The organism is Pseudoxanthomonas japonensis, from assembly GCF_043632995.1.
In the GTDB taxonomy this organism is placed as follows: Bacteria; Pseudomonadota; Gammaproteobacteria; order Xanthomonadales; family Xanthomonadaceae; genus Pseudoxanthomonas_A; species Pseudoxanthomonas_A japonensis.
In genome coordinates this window covers 2614123-2629988 of the sequence record NZ_CP171632.1, presented here as the reverse complement: position 1 = coordinate 2629988, position 15866 = coordinate 2614123, and the positions used below count along the sequence as shown (strand labels likewise).

The window sequence follows — 15866 nt, the reverse complement described above, 5'->3', positions numbered from 1 at the left end:
ATGGGTGAGGCGCAGCGGGCCCGTTCGCTGCATGGATACAATCCTGTCCGGTACCGGAGGGTCATGTGTCCAGCGTGATTGCCACTGCGCGACGATGGGCCACGCTGTCGTGCCTGACATGCGTGCTGCTGCTGGCCCACACGGAACCGGCAGCGGCGACGTCATCCGGACTGGCCGCGTACCACCGCAGCACCTGGAGCCAGCAGGACGGCGCGCCGCCGGACATATGGGCCCTGGCGCAGGATCCCGGTGGCACGCTGTGGCTGGGCACGGGCATCGGCCTGTACCGCTTCGACGGCATCCATTTCGAGCGCTACAACGCGCCACAGGGCAACGGCTTCGCGTCCAGCAACATCACGGCCCTGTTGGCCGACTCGCGCGGCCGGCTGTGGATCGGTTTCTATCCCGGCGGCATCAGCGTGCTGGAGGCGGGCAGGTTGAAGCACTATCCGCCTTCGCCCGTGGTGCCGGCGGGACTGGTGATGCGGATCGCCGAGGACAGGGCGGGCCATATCTGGGTGCCGTCCTTCACGGGGCTCTACCGCTTCGACGGCGACCGCTGGCAGCGCGCCGACGCCGGCATGGGCTTTCCCTACCGGTACGCGGATGACGTCCTGGTGGACGCGAAAGGAACCGTGTGGGTCGCCGCAGGCGACACGCTGCTGAAGCTGCCCCCGGGCGCAGCCAGGTTCGAGCAGACCGGGGTCGCGACCGGCGCCTACACGTCGCTCCTGGAAGCGCCCGACGGAACGCTCTGGATCTCCGACGGCACGTACGGCACGCGCTCCATGCCCTCGCAGCCCAAGGCGTTCGGCGTCGGCCATTTCGCCAGCATGCGCCTGGACAGGAACGGCGCGTTGTGGGGAACCGACCGCCGCCGCGGCGGCCTTGCCCGCATCGCAGGCCTGGACCGGCTGCCCGCGGGATACGTACTCGGCGAGCAGGACATTGCGGAGACCATCCAGCGGCGCAATGGCCTGGCCTCGGATCGGGCGGTGCCGGTACTGGCCGACCGCGAGGGCAACATCTGGGTGGGCACCAACATGGGGCTGCACCGCTTCCGGCCGAGCAGCGTGCAGGTGTTGCAGGACGAACGGCTCAGCCAGAGCGGTGTCTACGGGATGGCGTTCTCGCCGACCCATGGGCTGCTGGTTTCAAGCGGACGGCAGCTCTACGGCGTCACCGACCGCGATCTGACGTTGCTCGCCAGCTCGGTCGGCAGGGGGATCTACGCGATACATGCCGCCGGTCCCAGGACTTACGTCTTCGCGTGGGACGGCGCGTACGAATACGCGGCCAAGGGCCTGCACGCACTGGCCATGCCGGGCACGGGCAATCTCGGTGCGGTGGCGGGCGACGGCGCCGGCGGCTTTTTCGCCATGCGCGAAGGCCAGGGACTGTTCCACTACGACGGGAAGACCTGGACGAGCATCGGGACGGGCGCCATTCCTCCCCATGGCGCCACATCGCTTCTCCGCGGCCCCGACGGATCGCTGTGGATAGGCTACAACGGCAGTCGAATCGTCCATTGGCGCGACGGCGCAGCCCGGGTCTTCGGGGCGAAGGAGGGGCTCGACATCGGCACGGTGTCCGCCCTGGAAAACATGGAGGAGGGCGTGCTGGCCGGTGGCGAGAGCGGTGTCGCCCTGCTTCGCGACGGACAGGTCCGGCCCCTGCGTACCACGGACCGGAATCGCCTGAGCGGCATCACGGGGCTCCTGCGCAGGCCGGGCGGCGACCTCTGGATGAATGGCGTCAACGGCATCTTCCACGTGTCGGCCGAGGAACTCGGGAAGGGCCTCGGGGGCGGACGTCTGGACGGTCGTCTCTACGACACCGCCGACGGCATGCCCGGCATTGCGCAGCAATCGACGTTGATGTCGACGATCGTCACCGATGGCGCGGGGCGGCTCTGGTTCTCGACCAACCAGGGCCTGGCGATGATCGATCCGGCAAAGCCATTCCACAATCCCGTCGCGCCGACGGTCGCCATCCGGGGGCTTGCCATCGGCGAGGTCGACTACGGGCGGGTCGACGGGAAGGCACTCCAGGCCGGCACCCGCGACATCCGCATCCGCTATGCGGCGAGCAGCCTGGCCTACCCGGAGCGGGTGCGCTTCCGCTACCGGCTGGATGGGCTGGATGCGGAGTGGCAGGACGCGGGACATCGCCGGGTCGCGTACTACACCAATCTCGGGCCCGGAAAGTACCGGTTCCGCGTCCAGGCCGCCAACGAGAGCGGCGTCTGGAGCAGCGGCGAAGCCACGATGGCGTTCTCCATCGCGCCGCGCTTCACGCAGACCTGGTGGTTCTTCGCTCTTTGCGCGACCGCTGCCGCGGCCCTCGTGTACTTCGTCCACAAGCTTCGGCTGAGGCGCATGTCCCGGCGCATGCGCATGCGGTTCGAAGAACGGCACCGCGAAAGGGAGCGCATCGCCAGGGACCTGCACGACACCCTGCTGCAGAGTTTTCACGGCCTGCTCCTGCGATTCCAGGCCGTTGCCAACCTGCTGGGCAGGGAAGACCCCATTCGTGCATCGCTGGAGCAGGTCATGGACCGCGGCGAGCAGGCCCTCGTCGAGGGGCGCGAGCGCGTGCAGTCCCTGCGGCAGGCGGAGGCCTCCGTGCCTGACGACCTGCCGCAGGCCTTCGCCAGCATCGGTCGCGAACTGAATCACGAGGATGCCGTCGACTTCAGCGTGGTCTCGAAGGACACGCTGCCGCCGTTGGACGCCGTCATCCGGGACGAGATCTACTGGATCGGGCGCGAAGCGCTCGGCAACGCCTTCCGGCACTCGGAGGCCGACAGGATCGACGTCGAGGTATCCGTGACGAACGGAAACATCCGGTTCCGTTTCAGCGATGACGGACGGGGCTTCAGCGAAGACGTTCTGCGTTCCGGCGGTCGCGACGGCCATTGGGGGCTGCGCGGCATGCGCGAACGGGCCATCGACATCGGTGCGGAACTGCGGATCTACAGCCGCCCGGGAAGCGGGACCCATGTCGAGCTGCTGGTGCCTTCGAGATCGAGATCGCGCAAGGGGCATGGAGGACCTGCGCATCGGGGAGCGTCACGGGAAGCGCTGCCATGAAGCGTCGCCTTTCCAGCGCCTGCCGGATCCCGGCGCGTGTTCGCCGCGTCTGCCGTGCACGCGACCACGTCGCTTCCGTGCCGCGGCTGTAACCGCCGGCCTAGCAGGAGGACAGGCCGCGTGACCGTACTGCGTTGCCCGGTGTCCGCCGCCATCACGTGATGGCGCGTGCCGGTGCATCGGGCCCGGGTCCGTGGCGGGCTGCGGCTTGTCCGGTTGTGCTCCGGCGCCTGCGGCCCTAGGATCGGCCGGACACACGCGCCAGCAGCGCTGCTGCCCGCGGCTCCGCCCCTCGTACAGCCTCGCTGAAGGAGCACCCGCATGACGGCGTTTCCCCGTGTCCTTGCGTTCCTCGGGTTGTCCATCGCCTCATCCTGCGCCTGGGGTCAATCGGGAGCGGCCGCGGAGGAGCGTGCGGACGCATGGCGCTTCCGGCTGACGCCCTATGTCTGGGGTTCGTCGACCGACGGTACATTCGCGCATGAACGACTGCCGGTGACGTTGCACACCTCCAAGAGTTTCAGCGACTCGCTGGAGGAACTCGATGCCGGCGCGATGGGTGCGTTCGAGGCGCGCAAGGGCCGGCACGGCCTGCTGCTGGACGGGCAGTTCGCCAAGCTCTCCACCACCGTGTACGCCCCGGTCGCCGGTACCGCACTGCCGGTGCGGTTGAAGACGCGCACCACCAGCGGACTGGTGGCATGGCGCTATGGCCTGGTCGAGCGCGAGCGCACGCATCTGGATCTGGTGGCTGGGGTACGCGTGTGGTCGGCGCGGGTGCGCATGGCCTACGCCGTGCCCGTGCCGACGCCGCCGCCGGTCCCGCAGCAGTACGCCGGCGAGCAGTCGCACCGCTGGGTGGATGCGCAGGTCGGCGTGAAGGGGCGGCACGGCTTCGCGAACGGCATGTTCGTCGGCGGCTGGGTGCTGGCCGGCGCCGGCGAGTCGGACCTGTCCACCGACGTCATGCTGCTGGCCGGCTACGACATCAACGAACGGTTCTCGCTGATCGCCGGCTACCGGCGGCTGACGACCGACTTCGAGACCTCCGGCGGCTTCCGCTTCGATACCACGATGCAAGGCCCCGGCCTTGGCGTGGAATACCGGTTCTGACCGCCATCATCGCGCCGCGCCCGCGGCCACAGGAGTGACGTCATGGGTATCGCACGTACCGCGCTGTGCACCGCCACGTTGATGCTGGGCCTCGGCGCCGCCAGCGCGCCCGCACGGGCAGCAACCGCCGATGCGGCATTGCGCGCCGCCGCCACGAAGGAGCAGGCCGCGGTCATCGACACGCTGCGCGACCTGGTGACGGTGGAATCCGGTTCGACCGACCACGAGGGCGTCGCCACGCTGATGACGTACCTGGACACGCGCCTGCGGGCGCTCGATGCCAAGGTCGACCGCGTGGCGTCGGCGAGCGGTGGACCCGACATGGTGCGTGGCGTCTTCACCGGGAAGGGCACGCTCAGGGTGATGCTGATCGCCCACGCCGACACCGTGTACGACCGCGGCATCCTGGCCAGGGAGCCGTACCACCGGAAGGGCAATCTGCTGTACGGCCCGGGCATCGCCGACGACAAGGGCGGGATCGCGGTGATCCTGCACGCGCTGGCGCTGTTGAAGGCGCGCGGCTGGAACGACTACGCCACCGTCACCGTGCTGTTCAATCCGGACGAGGAAATCGGCTCGCCCGGGTCCGGCGAAACCATCGCCACGCTGGCCGGGCAACAGGACGTGGTGCTGTCGTTCGAGCCATCGCCGGCCAAGGCGGTGATCGAACACGAAGGCGTGCTGCTGAGCGCGGCCGGCACGTCGCAGGTGCGGATGACGGTACAGGGTTTGTCCGCACACGCGGGTGCGGCGCCGGAGCAGGGCCGCAATGCCCTCATCGAGCTGTCGCACCAGCTGGTGCAGACCAGGGACGTGGCCACCGGCGTGCCCGGTGCGCAACTCAACTGGACCACGGCGAGCGCGGGCACCGCACGCAACCAGATTCCCGAGCGCGCCGAAGCCGGCGGCGATGCGCGCGTGATGCAGGCCGACAGCAACGACAACCTGCTGGCCGCCCTGCAGGCCAAGGTGAAGGAAAGCCAGCTGGTCCCGGATACCACCACCACGGTGACGCTGGAGCCGTTGCGTCCCATCTATGTAGCCGGCGAACGCGGTCGTGCGCTGGCCGACCTGGCACGCGACATATATGCCGAACTCGATGGCCGGCAACTGCTGATGCATCCGACCACCAACGGCGGCACCGATGCGGGCTTCGCCGGACGCTCCGGCAAGGCCGCGGTGCTGGAGGGGCTGGGACTGGCGGGGTGGGGCTACCACGCACGCAACGAATACATCGAGATCGACTCCATTCCGCCGCGCCTGTACCTCGCATCGCGGATGCTGATCGAGCTGGGCAAGCGCGCTTCGTCGCCTGCCCGGTGATCGCGCGGTCACTGGGACTGCGTACGTCTCCGTTTCGCCGAGCCCCTGCAAGAGGTCGGCCGTTGCGGTGAGACCTCCTTGTCTCTGACGTCATGGGGTGTGCGTCCGGGAACGCGCCTGACGACGGATCGCCGCATGCGTCATGGGCATGGTCGCCCATCGCAGTGAGGTCGGGACTCGTACTCTGACCTGTGCGTGCCGATGGGGTAGCGCGATCATCGCGGCGTGCGATGGACGGAGGCATGGCGTTCGATACCACCACAGGTCGCGCGACAAGACGTGCCACATGACGCGCCACCCTGCGCATGGTGGCGCGGGATATCCGTCGACGTGTCGGCCGATACCGTTCGGTATCGACGCACATGCCCCTGTGTATCGGCGATCACCTGCATGCCCATGGCGCGCGATGCCCGCGCGTATGACGCGTCATCATCTGCGGTATGGCGCACCTCATCCGGTGACATGGCGAACGATGCCAACTGGTATCGACGATGATGCCGGCTGGTATGTCGGTCCATGACCGCGCTGCTATCGCGCGATGATGTGGTGTATCGAACGCGGGTCGGTGTGATGCGATGCCTGCGGTATGCGGATGAAATGTTAGAGGTTTTTCCGTGTGCTGCGTCCTACAGTGGAGGCGTCTGCCAGAGGGCAGGCATCCCACTGACAAGGAACCAAGGAGAGGGTATGAGTCAAAACATCGTGGACATCATCTTCGACGATGAGGCATTGACGGATATCGACGGAGCGTTGACGACACTGGATACGCGGTTCGCGGGACTGGTGGCACTGGATCCGGTGAAGCGGCGCAGGTTGCACAAGATGGGTGACAAGTCGGAGGCGTTCTGCCGGTTGGCGGTCGATGTGCTGACGGCCAATCCGCAGATCCTGCCGGCGAACTTCGACCTGGCGGCGCTGCAGCGGGACGTCGCGGCGCTGGATGCGCTGCGGTTGCGCACGGTGCAGGTGATGCGCCTGTACCAGCGGATGCTGGATACGGAGATGGCCCTGGGCAGCGACATGATGTCGAACTCCGTGGAGGGCTATCGCCTGCTGTCACTGGCCGGCAAGGGCTCGGGACTGGACGGGCTGCGCAAGCAACTGGCGGTGCGGTTCAAGAACAAGCGGTCGAAGGAGGAGCGCGATGAGGCGGCCGACAAGGAGGGGGCGGCGGGACAGGATTGAGCCGGGCGTCGGCGCATGAAGTGAAGTGTTGTAAATGGATGGGGCCAACAGGCCCCATTCTTATGTGCCCCCATTGGCTGTCGCGCGATGGGCGTGGGTTGTCCGGTCGAACACGGCAGGGGGATCTGGTGCGGCGGGAGATGAGGCTGGGGTTCGAGTTAACTTCCTCCGCCCCTTCTTCTCTTCACATGGACCTTGAAAAATTGAACGGCGTCCCAATGTGAACAGAGTGGTGTGTCGCCAAGGGGGACGTTGCGCGCCGCTCAGGTTGTTCAGGCTTTCGTTCAGGTTGGTGCAGTAATTCCTGTGGATAACACTGTGGGTAGTGGTCAGTCTCAGGTTGTGAGACTAGATCTAGTGGTTGGCACTCGTGCCATCCGCTTGCTAATTTGTTAAAGGATGGTAGAATCGGAAACGATCCATCCCAAAAAGCGAACGCCTCGCTTGCAGGCGAGGCGTTCGGGTACAGCAACTACACAGATAAGGAGGAAAACGACAACCCGAAATCGGAACAAAACTGTCCAAGTTCGGATAGTGAAAACCTACGAAGCTGCGTGTCTTGGCAGACGCAGAAGTATAGCTTCAAAAGAGCTACTTCGTAAAGCATCTACGTAGGTCTTCCACTTTTCGGCCACAGGGCCATCTACGACCTCTTCTGTGGGGGCGTCGATGTTCCGTTGGACAGTCGTAGCGACTGTTTATCCAACGACCGAAGAGGTAATAGCCATGGCTAGTAAGAAGACCACTCAGAACCGCAGTGCGATCACCGGCAGATACGTCACGCCCGGGCACGCAAAAGCGCATAAGGCCACCACGGTTACCGAACGCACTGTTCGTAAGCCGTCGAAGTCGCGCGGGAAATGAGGAACCGGAGGGGCGGCCGAAAGGCCGCCCCTCTTTCATTCGTAGATTGCAAGAGGAAATAGAAACAAGATGAGTACCATCCCTAAGCTCTCTCCCGTTGTACCGAGACCGCGTCTTTCTGATCGCAATCTCGCACGATTCGTTCGCATGTCGGCAAGTCGGCAGATGCGATTTCTGCACGATCAGAAGTACCCGAAAGGCACGCCGCAAGTGTTCATGCAGCCGTACTACGCGAAAGCTATCGCGGGTATCCGTGATGTCATGAAGCGTGGGTTCCCGGGCATCATTGATGCACGCGCGAAGTTGCAGGGAATCGCACAGGAAACGCGGCGTAACAACTCGATGCGGGTGCTTGACTCCTTCGTCGCATCTCCCCACGCCAAGCGAAAGCTCAAGGTTATCTCGGGTCATCGCTATCAGGCGCACGTGCGTACTTTGGAGATCCGCTTCTCGCCGCATGTTGTGGCAATGGACGGCGCCGAGGTGCGCTACATCTACTTCCACGAGAAGGGGATGCAGTGTGACTCGGAGGAAGCGCGCTTGACGCTCGAGTTCGGCTACTGGGTGCTGAAGCAGAACGGCGTTGACGTGAAGCCGCATCAGTTTGAGCTGATCGACTTGTTCTCCGGTAAGTACTTCCAAGGTCAGCCGATGAGGCCTGCAACCTTGAAGATGCTGGACGAGTTGGCGCAGCACATCGAAGGTCAGTGGCCCACCATCGAACCGTAAAGCGCGGATATGGTCACGGGGCGTAGCGTCCGCTACGCCCCATTTCACCCAACATACTGGAGAACACCATGCTTCGTTTTGAAGTTTACGAGGATCGCGCGGGAGAGTGGCGTTGGACGCTTGTTGCGAACAACGGGAAAACCATTGCTGATTCCGGTGAAGGCTATGTGTCGGAGTACAACGCAATGCGCGCCGCGGCTCGCACCAAGGAGTTGGCGCCGCAGGCTCCTGTGAAGCGACCTGATGGAACAACGCTGCGTGAGGCGAAGGAAGTTGGCTACAGCGCAGACCCTTTCTAGCTCTCTGAGCGACTCAGTCACGATGCGATAGTCACAACGGGGAAATACATAGGGACGGTCGTCAAGAAGGATCGGCGATCCTGCTTGCATTCATCACAATATAGTTCGTTAACCGGGATGAATTTATGAATGAGAAGAACTATCTGCGTTTGATCGCTGCAATGATTGCAGAAATGCATCAGCAGGCTGACGTGGACGACGGAGTGAACTCGAAGCTCGTTGCCTCTGCCTTGTGGAATAAGCAGGACTGGGCGATTCTGTGGGAGCACGACTGGCTTCTAGAGGGCGAAGAGAACCCACCTGCGGTCTCATATGTTGTCGACGTTCTTGACATGTGGCGGTTCATTGAAACTGTTTACGAGCAGCTACCACAGCCTGAGAAGGATAGGCTGGCCGCTGAGGTGCCTTACGGCGCGGGGAACAATCCTCGCTTTGGAGGGTTCGACGGCAACAACGAGGGCAGATACATGGGAATTACCCGCATGCTTGTGGAGAGCATGGGGCGCTTTGATGAGTTCAAGGGAAGGGATTTGAACACACATTCGCCGACTGACCGTCGATATGGCGCGATGTTGAGAGCGTGGGAAGAGGCAAAAGCGAAGAACGGATCTGAGTTCTACCGGACGAGCAAGGCGGACGATTTGATCTCCATTCTCAGGGCTCCATATCGCGACTAACTGTCTGAGGTCATCACTGGGTCGGTAATGAGCAATCACATGGTGCGTTTGTATGAAGGGCAGCGCTGGGTAGTGCTGAGGTCGTTCTCGGCAAGAACTGCGCACCCCTATGATTCCGAAGTAAGGGAGAATGGACGTATAAATCACCCCTCCCTCGATCTGGTCGCTAGCCCAGACCTCGTTGATCGGGTGCCAGAGATAGCAGAATTTCCAGGGCTTCGAGCCGTACTCTGTGCTGCGAACCATCCCGAAGGGGAGGTGAGAAGCACACAGTGCGCGCCTGGCTTAGTGCAAAGATCGGATGGGAAGATATCGGCGGGCGCGGTGGTCAATCTAGCCCTGCTGCACGACACTGCAAATCTAGATCCGTCAAACTTGATCGATCTCGCAGCCCGTATAGCTCAAGCTCTCGGACCGCTGGATGAGTCGCTGGGCGTACGCTTGATTGTGGAGCCTTATCGAAGCTGGCAAGGGCAGGATGGCTATTGGAGCGTAGCCTTGGAGTTCGCTGGAATTGGAGATGACAAGCAATCAGCATGGGCTGCGGCGCATCGGTGCGCAGATTTGGTGGCAGAGGCGATCCGTACGGCTGCTAAGCAGCCAAAAACGATTGGCGCCGTCGCCAACTCCGGAGAGTGGCTGGCAAGAAGGTAGGACCGTCTCTCGGTAGCACGTAGGATGAGTTGAGCGAAGCGATACCCGTCTTCGTGATGTCGACACTCTGCGATCGATGGGTATCGCCCGCCGCTTAACCCATCCTACGAAATGCGCAGGCCCCACAAACGAAAAAACCCCGGAGGTCCGGGGTTTGATCGTGGTGCCGAAGGTGGGACTCGAACCCACACGGTTTTAAGGCCGGCGGATTTTGAGTGTTGTCGGCAGCGTGCATGTAACTGTTTGTTTTGGCGGAAATTTGACCGCAATTGCGCAATTGCGCAGTTACAAGTTATTGATTCTTCTAGTGTTTTTCGTTTCGCGGGCGTAACGTGCCGTAGCACGGGCGATGCGTGGTGTATCGCCGTCTACGGGCCAACTACGGGCCAAAACGCGCAACGCACTAGGAGGCTGCCATGGCTGTATACGAGTTCACCGACCCGCGAGAGATCGCCAAGCTAGAAGTGCCCGCCACTGGGTACCGCATCTACCGATACACGAAGGCGGCGGGCCTAGCTGTGCGTGTCGCCAGCAGCGGAAGTCGGCGCTACGTGTTCTGTTACATGTCCGACGAGGTAGACGGTCGAGGGGTACCGATCCAGCGGCGCATCTCGCTTGGGGTGAAGTGGTCGCGCTACGAATCGAACTGGGAGGAAGCCAAGCGTCTAGCCGACCTGCACCGGGGCCGCCTTGCCGAAGGCGTCGCGCCCGAGTCGCGGAAAGGCAAGCTGGTACGCCTACGCCAAGAGAAGCAGCAGGCGGAGCAGGAAATTACCGTTAGTCGCCTAATAGACCGCTACATCGCCGAATGGGCGCGTCCGCGTAAGCGCCGCTGGGACGAGGACGAGCGAAGGCTGGATAAGCATGTGCGACCTGTATGGGGCGACCGCAAAGTGAAGGACATTCGAAGGGCGGACGTGGATGCCCTTGTCGCGCCTGTAGCCCTAGGCAATGCCGACGACGGCACCCCAGCGCGGCCCGCCGAGGCGAACCACCGGCTCGCAGTTATCCGCAAGATGTTTAGCTTCGCAGTGGATAAGGGGATTATCGAATCCCACCCGTGCCTGCGAATGAAGGCTCCTGGCGGCAGGATTGCGGCACGGGACCGTGCATTGATCACTCCCAAAGAACTGCGATTGATTTGGAGAATTACCGATGGGAACGGACCTTGGGTACGTGCGCGGCCGGAGTCTTGGCCCCGCGATGTGGCATGGAATTCTCGTGGGCGAATGAGTCCCACAATCGCGGACTGCCTCCGGCTTGTACTCGCTACCGCCGTACGCGCACGTGAGGCAACGGACGCAGCTTGGTCTGAGTTTCAGCTCGATGAGGGCATTTGGGTAATACCGGGCAAGCGGACAAAGAACGGCCGAACTCATCTGGTGCCGTTATTGCCAGAGATTGTTGTATTGCTGTCGCGCCGGCGTGATGAAGTTCAGGGGGACTATGTTTTCCCGGGCCAAAGAGCGGGCACAGCACATATCAACGACAAGCATCTAAGCGAGGCGCTGGGGAATGCGTGTCGCCGACTGGCGCGGCTGGGACTACGGCCGTTCACCACGCACGACCTACGCCGAACGGTGGAAACGGGCATGGCCGCTGCGCGAGTGCCGAAGGAGTACCGCGATAGGGTGCTGAACCACGTGGATGCGAGTGTCGGCGGGAAGCACTACAACGTCCATGACTACAAGGACGAAAAGCGCGAGGCGCTGGAAAAGTGGGCGCGACGCCTGGAGTCGATGCTAGTCCCCGAGCGTAGTAACGTCGTTCCTCTGCGTGGGGTGGCGTGATGAGCGGATTCCGATATCAGAGCCTGAACTATTGGAAACGGTTAGCAAAGCTAGATCCGCTGCCTGCATTCATTCGGGACCACGGTGAGCCAGTAGTCGGCGACGTGCCGGAGGATTACATAGATTCACGGTACTTCAGCCCCTTGGCGCTGCATTGGGAAGTGTTGGCGCTGGACTACTTGGCCGATGGGTATCACCTGCGCGGCCCCGATGGGGAGTTGCTGGCGCGGATTGGTCACGCAAGGCGATACGGTCACTCTCCTTCACCGGCCGCTGCTACACAGTTCCGGCAAGCGATGGCCTATCGAGATATCCGGCGGCGAATGCCCGCAGCTTTGGAACGTAAGATGCGGCGGATGGGAATACCCTACGGTCCTGACTACGAGCCGCACGACGACATAGTTATTCCCAGCGCGGCTGAAGCCGCCTTCCGCGAAGTAGCAACCGATTTTGGTAAGACGCCTAGACAGGTTAAATCCCGCTACCACGACTGGCGGAGCGATCATGAGGCAATCTTTGGTACGCACTAGAGCGTTGTTGCGTACCGCTACGCGATGTTGCACTGGCCCCCACGCATTCACCCGTGGGGGTTTTCGTTATGCAAGGCCAAGAAAGCAGCATTCTTGAGGGGTATCTTACCCTCGACCAAACCGCCAACGAGCTTGGCATTCACGTCGTTACGCTGAAGCGGTGGAAGGCTCGCCGCTACGGCCCCCAGCCGGTGCGCGTGGGCGCTCGCTGGTACTACCGCCGCGACGACTGGCGTACGTTCTTCGATCAAGAGCAGGCCGCACCGAAGGGACGAAAGGTGCGCGCGTGAGCAATCGACAGGCAATCTCAAAGACGTTGGAACGCCTGCTCGCCGCAACGTCGGCCAAACCCGCAGGCAAGAACCAATGGAGCGCTCCGTGCCCGGCCCACGACGACAGCAGTCCATCGCTTTCAATAGGGTTGAAGAATGATTCCATCGGCCTAACCTGCCATGCCGGTTGCAGCGTGGACGCAATCTGCAAAGCGGTCGGAATTCAAGTGGCCGACCTTGGCGGTCGCCAGCGCGCAGCCAAGCCCGCAGCGAAGCCGAAACCGCTCACCGTCACCATTCCGCAACTCAGCGACGCCGAACTAGCCGAGGCGCGCACGGCGGCAGGCAAGTTAGGCCCGCACAAGCTGACGGGCTACCGACTAAAGTCGCTGTTCCCCTATCGCACCGCAAAAGGGGCCGTGTGGTGCTACCGCGCCCGGTACGACAACGCCAGCGGCGAAAAGCAAATTCTGCCCTTCCACTGGAACGGGGCCGACTGGGTAAAAGGGGAACCCCGTGTTCCGCGTGGCGGCAAACCGCTGTACTGCCTCCCCGAGACGCTGGCGACCGATGGCCCCGTGTTTGTGGTCGAAGGCGAGAAGTGTGTGAACGCCCTGCGTGCGCTGGAACTGGCTGCGACCACCAGTGGCGGCGCAAAAAGCGCAGGCAAGGCCGACTGGTCCCCACTGGCGGGCCGCAGCTGCATCATTTGGCCCGACAACGACGAACCCGGCGATGGCTACGCCGCCGACGTAGGCGAAGCGCTGGCGGCCCTAGGCTGCGCCGTAACCTGCATTGACCTGGCTGCGCTCGACCTACCCGGCGACGGGTACGACGCCGCCGACTGGCTGCAGGACAACCCGAAGGCCAAGGCGCGCGATGTGCTGGCGCTGCCGACAGTGGCACTCCGTGGCTCCGAACCGGAGGTCACGCTTATTCGCGCTGCCGACGTACAGGCGAAGCCGGTCGATTGGCTTTGGGATGGCTGGCTTGCGCGCTCCATGCTCCATATTCTTGCGGGCGATGGCGGCACGGGTAAGACGACGCTATCCCTATCGCTGGCCGCCGCAGTGTCGCAGGGTGGCCGTCTGCCTGATGGAACGAAAGCGGCGCAGGGCAACGTGCTGTTCTGGACCGGTGAGGACGCATTAGCCGAAGTGCTGATTCCCCGGCTGCAGGAAGCAGGCGCAGACATGACTAGGGTTTTCTTCGTCCGAGACGTGGGCGAAGGCCGTGAACGTCGTGCGTTCGACCCGGCGACCGATGTCTACGCGCTGGAACAGCAGGCCCGCCGCATTGGTGGCGTTGCCCTTGTCGTGGTGGACCCTATCGCGAGCGCCGTTGCCGGCGACAGCCACAAGAACACCGAAGTGCGCCGAGGACTGCAACCGCTAGTAGACCTCGGCGAAGCACTGGGCGCGGCTGTACTCGGCATCACCCACTTTTCCAAGAACAGTTCCAGCCGCCGCGCAACGGAACGCATCATCGGCTCAGTCGCGTTCAGTGCGCTGGCCCGCGTAAGCATGGTCACCGTAATGGGTAAGGACGGCGCGTGCCGATTCGTTCGATCTAAGAGTAACGTCGGACCGCAGGGTGACGGGTTTGAGTACAGGATCGAGGTGGCCGACCGTGAGCTCGACGGCAAAGCCACGAAGGTCTCAAGCGTCGCGTGGGGTGGGCCGCTGTACGGCCGCGCCGATGAGTTGCTGGAACAGGTAGAAGCCAAGCGACTGCAACGGGACGAAGCCTGCGACTGGCTCTACCAGTTGCTGAAGGGCGGTCCGATAACGTCGAAGGAACTGAAGGCGAAGGCCGCCGACGATGGAGTGGCATGGCGTACGGTTGAGCGGGCTAAGGAGCAACTGGACGTTATCGCCGAACGCCAAGGGGTGAAGGGCAAAGGGCGGGGCGTCGGGGACTGGATTTGGCGCTTGCCAGCATCCAGCCGCGAGGCTGCCGGGGTAGCCAAGGCATCTCCCCAACCGAAGCGGCCGGCGACCAAGTACTCCGGCTAGAATCATTCGCATGGCGAAGATTCCTCCTGGACCGAAAGACATAATGATCAACGGAAAGGTGGTCGGCCAGTACATCAGTACTGGCGACACCGAGCTGGATGTTCCGATTGCGCGAGCTAAGATGCGTGAGCTTGGCATTGTTTCACCGGACCTGCCTCTTTGGATGCACATTCGGCAGCAGGCCATCTACTTCCAAGATACTTGCGCGCTGCTATGGCGTACCGAACTGAAGCGCAAGCCTGACGAGCGGCCATTCACGCTAATTCCCTACGTAGTGAACACGGCGTTCTGCATCGAGCTTTACCTCAAGTGCCTCGCGCTTAGACACGGGAAGAAGCTGCGGGGCCATGAACTGCTGGAGCTTTACAAGGAACTACCGCCGCAAGCACTTGCGGACATTCAGGCAAGCATTCCCGACGCCTTGAAGGATGCGCCAATTGAGGGCGAGGCTGACGTCGCACAGTTCATGGCAGCGATGAATGACGTCTTCGTTCGTTGGCGATACGCCTACGAACACGAGGAGGTCGGCCAGCAGCGAATGGACATCATGCGATTCCTGCGAATGCTGATGTTCTACGCCTGCCGCAACGAAGTGCCGCCGCTACAGCAGTAGCGTGAACTGCCCGTGCTTGGAGGCCTCTTTAAGGCCGCCAACGTGATGCGCAAACCGTTTAACACCGCCACCGAAAACGGCCGCTTACCCCATGCCGTCCGGCGCAATATGCGGCGTTTTAAGGTCCGGGAGGCTGCGGCCCGCTAGGGTGGTGGCTGGTTGGGGCTGGGCGGGCCGTACAGCTCCGAAAGCGGGCGTTTTTGATCCGTCTACTGGGCTGGCCTAGGGGCAGGGCGGCGCAAAACGGCGACTTCCCGCCTGTTTCGGCCGGTGGGCTGCGCGTTCGGTAACACCGCCACGTACAAAATTTGGCGGCCTTAAACGTATTCGTCCCGGTTACGCGGGCGCTCCGTGCTCTGCATTGCACTAAGACCGCCAACCCCGCCAAGTACATGGCGGTCTTAAACAAACCCTATAAAACAAGGGGTTTGATATGTCTTTTATGTTTAAGGCCGCCAATATATGCGTGGTGCAATGTTTGGCGGTGTTGTCGTCCTGCCATGCGGCCAGCGGTCACACATCCTCCGGACGAGAACGCGTCACCCGACCCCGGAGAACGGAGCCGCGTTGATTACGCGCCTTACGTGTTAACCCCTGCGTACTCCGGTACCGCCGGAGTTTCGGCGTTGTTGTGATTGTTTTGGCCCGTAGTTGGCCCGTAACGCAAGGCGCGGCGCGTTTTCGCGGCTGGTACGCCAAAGCCGATGGCT

Annotated in this window: 13 protein-coding genes; 12 read left to right on the top strand and 1 reads right to left on the bottom strand. The window is 62.8% G+C overall.

The features are described 5' to 3' along the window. Positions 1-65 precede the first annotated feature (65 nt). From ACGHX3_RS12090 to ACGHX3_RS12080, 3 genes are all read left to right on the top strand, one after another. Positions 66-3092, top strand: coding sequence for a two-component regulator propeller domain-containing protein (locus ACGHX3_RS12090; protein WP_394695113.1), 3027 nt, complete (start codon positions 66-68; stop codon positions 3090-3092). Between the two features lie 321 nt (positions 3093-3413). Beyond that, complete coding sequence (locus ACGHX3_RS12085) at positions 3414-4205, top strand: hypothetical protein (RefSeq protein WP_394695112.1); 792 nt, start codon at positions 3414-3416, stop codon at positions 4203-4205. 42 nt (positions 4206-4247) lie between these two features. After that, positions 4248-5528 (top strand): glutamate carboxypeptidase, encoded by a 1281-nt coding sequence (locus ACGHX3_RS12080; RefSeq protein ID WP_394695111.1) that lies wholly within the window; start codon positions 4248-4250, stop codon positions 5526-5528. 215 nt (positions 5529-5743) lie between these two features. On the opposite strand, the gene ACGHX3_RS12075 is transcribed toward ACGHX3_RS12080, so the two are convergent. Next, positions 5744-6046 carry a hypothetical protein gene (locus tag ACGHX3_RS12075; RefSeq protein ID WP_394695110.1) on the bottom strand — a complete coding sequence of 101 codons (303 nt, stop codon included), beginning with the start codon at positions 6044-6046 and terminating at the stop codon, positions 5744-5746. 169 nt (positions 6047-6215) lie between these two features. On the opposite strand from ACGHX3_RS12075, the gene ACGHX3_RS12070 reads away from it, so the two are divergent. The 9 genes from ACGHX3_RS12070 to ACGHX3_RS12030 all read left to right on the top strand — a co-directional run bounded on the left by ACGHX3_RS12070 (position 6216) and on the right by ACGHX3_RS12030 (position 15156). After that, the gene (locus ACGHX3_RS12070) at positions 6216-6713 is read left to right on the top strand and encodes a hypothetical protein (RefSeq protein ID WP_394695109.1); all 498 of its coding nucleotides are present in this window, start codon (positions 6216-6218) and stop codon (positions 6711-6713) included. Positions 6714-7646: 933 nt separating this feature from the next. Further along, positions 7647-8306 carry a hypothetical protein gene (locus ACGHX3_RS12065; protein ID WP_394695108.1) on the top strand — a complete coding sequence of 220 codons (660 nt, stop codon included), beginning with the start codon at positions 7647-7649 and terminating at the stop codon, positions 8304-8306. A 68-nt stretch (positions 8307-8374) separates the two neighbouring features. Further along, entirely contained in the window at positions 8375-8605 is a 231-nt protein-coding gene (locus tag ACGHX3_RS12060; protein WP_394695107.1) for a YegP family protein, read from the top strand. Positions 8606-8730: 125 nt separating this feature from the next. Beyond that, on the top strand, positions 8731-9282 hold the full coding sequence (locus tag ACGHX3_RS12055; protein ID WP_394695106.1) for a YfbU family protein: 552 nt from the start codon (positions 8731-8733) through the stop codon (positions 9280-9282). Between the two features lie 1070 nt (positions 9283-10352). Beyond that, positions 10353-11726, top strand: coding sequence for a tyrosine-type recombinase/integrase (locus ACGHX3_RS12050; protein ID WP_394695105.1), 1374 nt, complete (start codon positions 10353-10355; stop codon positions 11724-11726). Further along, positions 11726-12256, top strand: coding sequence for a hypothetical protein (locus tag ACGHX3_RS12045; protein WP_394695104.1), 531 nt, complete (start codon positions 11726-11728; stop codon positions 12254-12256). The genes ACGHX3_RS12050 and ACGHX3_RS12045 overlap by 1 nt, the downstream gene beginning before the upstream one ends. 68 nt (positions 12257-12324) lie before the next feature. Then, positions 12325-12546, top strand: coding sequence for a helix-turn-helix transcriptional regulator (locus ACGHX3_RS12040; protein WP_394695103.1), 222 nt, complete (start codon positions 12325-12327; stop codon positions 12544-12546). Further along, entirely contained in the window at positions 12543-14543 is a 2001-nt protein-coding gene (locus ACGHX3_RS12035) for an AAA family ATPase (RefSeq protein WP_394695102.1), read from the top strand. The genes ACGHX3_RS12040 and ACGHX3_RS12035 overlap by 4 nt, the downstream gene beginning before the upstream one ends. A 10-nt stretch (positions 14544-14553) precedes the next feature. Further along, positions 14554-15156: a hypothetical protein gene (locus tag ACGHX3_RS12030; protein ID WP_394695101.1), complete on the top strand. Its 603-nt coding sequence runs from the start codon at positions 14554-14556 to the stop codon at positions 15154-15156. Positions 15157-15866 lie beyond the last annotated feature (710 nt).

Bases quoted from the DNA above. Each gene is read 5' to 3' on its own strand.
- ACGHX3_RS12040 (WP_394695103.1), top strand. From the start codon at position 12,325: ATGCAAGGCCAAGAAAGCAGCATTCTTGAGGGGTATCTTACCCTCGAC.
- ACGHX3_RS12065 (WP_394695108.1), top strand. From the start codon at position 7,647: ATGAGTACCATCCCTAAGCTCTCTCCCGTTGTACCGAGACCGCGTCTT.
- ACGHX3_RS12075 (WP_394695110.1), bottom strand. From the start codon at position 6,046: ATGGACCGACATACCAGCCGGCATCATCGTCGATACCAGTTGGCATCG.
- ACGHX3_RS12080 (WP_394695111.1), top strand. From the start codon at position 4,248: ATGGGTATCGCACGTACCGCGCTGTGCACCGCCACGTTGATGCTGGGC.
- ACGHX3_RS12055 (WP_394695106.1), top strand. From the start codon at position 8,731: ATGAATGAGAAGAACTATCTGCGTTTGATCGCTGCAATGATTGCAGAA.
- ACGHX3_RS12045 (WP_394695104.1), top strand. From the start codon at position 11,726: ATGAGCGGATTCCGATATCAGAGCCTGAACTATTGGAAACGGTTAGCA.
- ACGHX3_RS12085 (WP_394695112.1), top strand. From the start codon at position 3,414: ATGACGGCGTTTCCCCGTGTCCTTGCGTTCCTCGGGTTGTCCATCGCC.
- ACGHX3_RS12030 (WP_394695101.1), top strand. From the start codon at position 14,554: ATGGCGAAGATTCCTCCTGGACCGAAAGACATAATGATCAACGGAAAG.
- ACGHX3_RS12070 (WP_394695109.1), top strand. From the start codon at position 6,216: ATGAGTCAAAACATCGTGGACATCATCTTCGACGATGAGGCATTGACG.
- ACGHX3_RS12060 (WP_394695107.1), top strand. From the start codon at position 8,375: ATGCTTCGTTTTGAAGTTTACGAGGATCGCGCGGGAGAGTGGCGTTGG.
- ACGHX3_RS12050 (WP_394695105.1), top strand. From the start codon at position 10,353: ATGGCTGTATACGAGTTCACCGACCCGCGAGAGATCGCCAAGCTAGAA.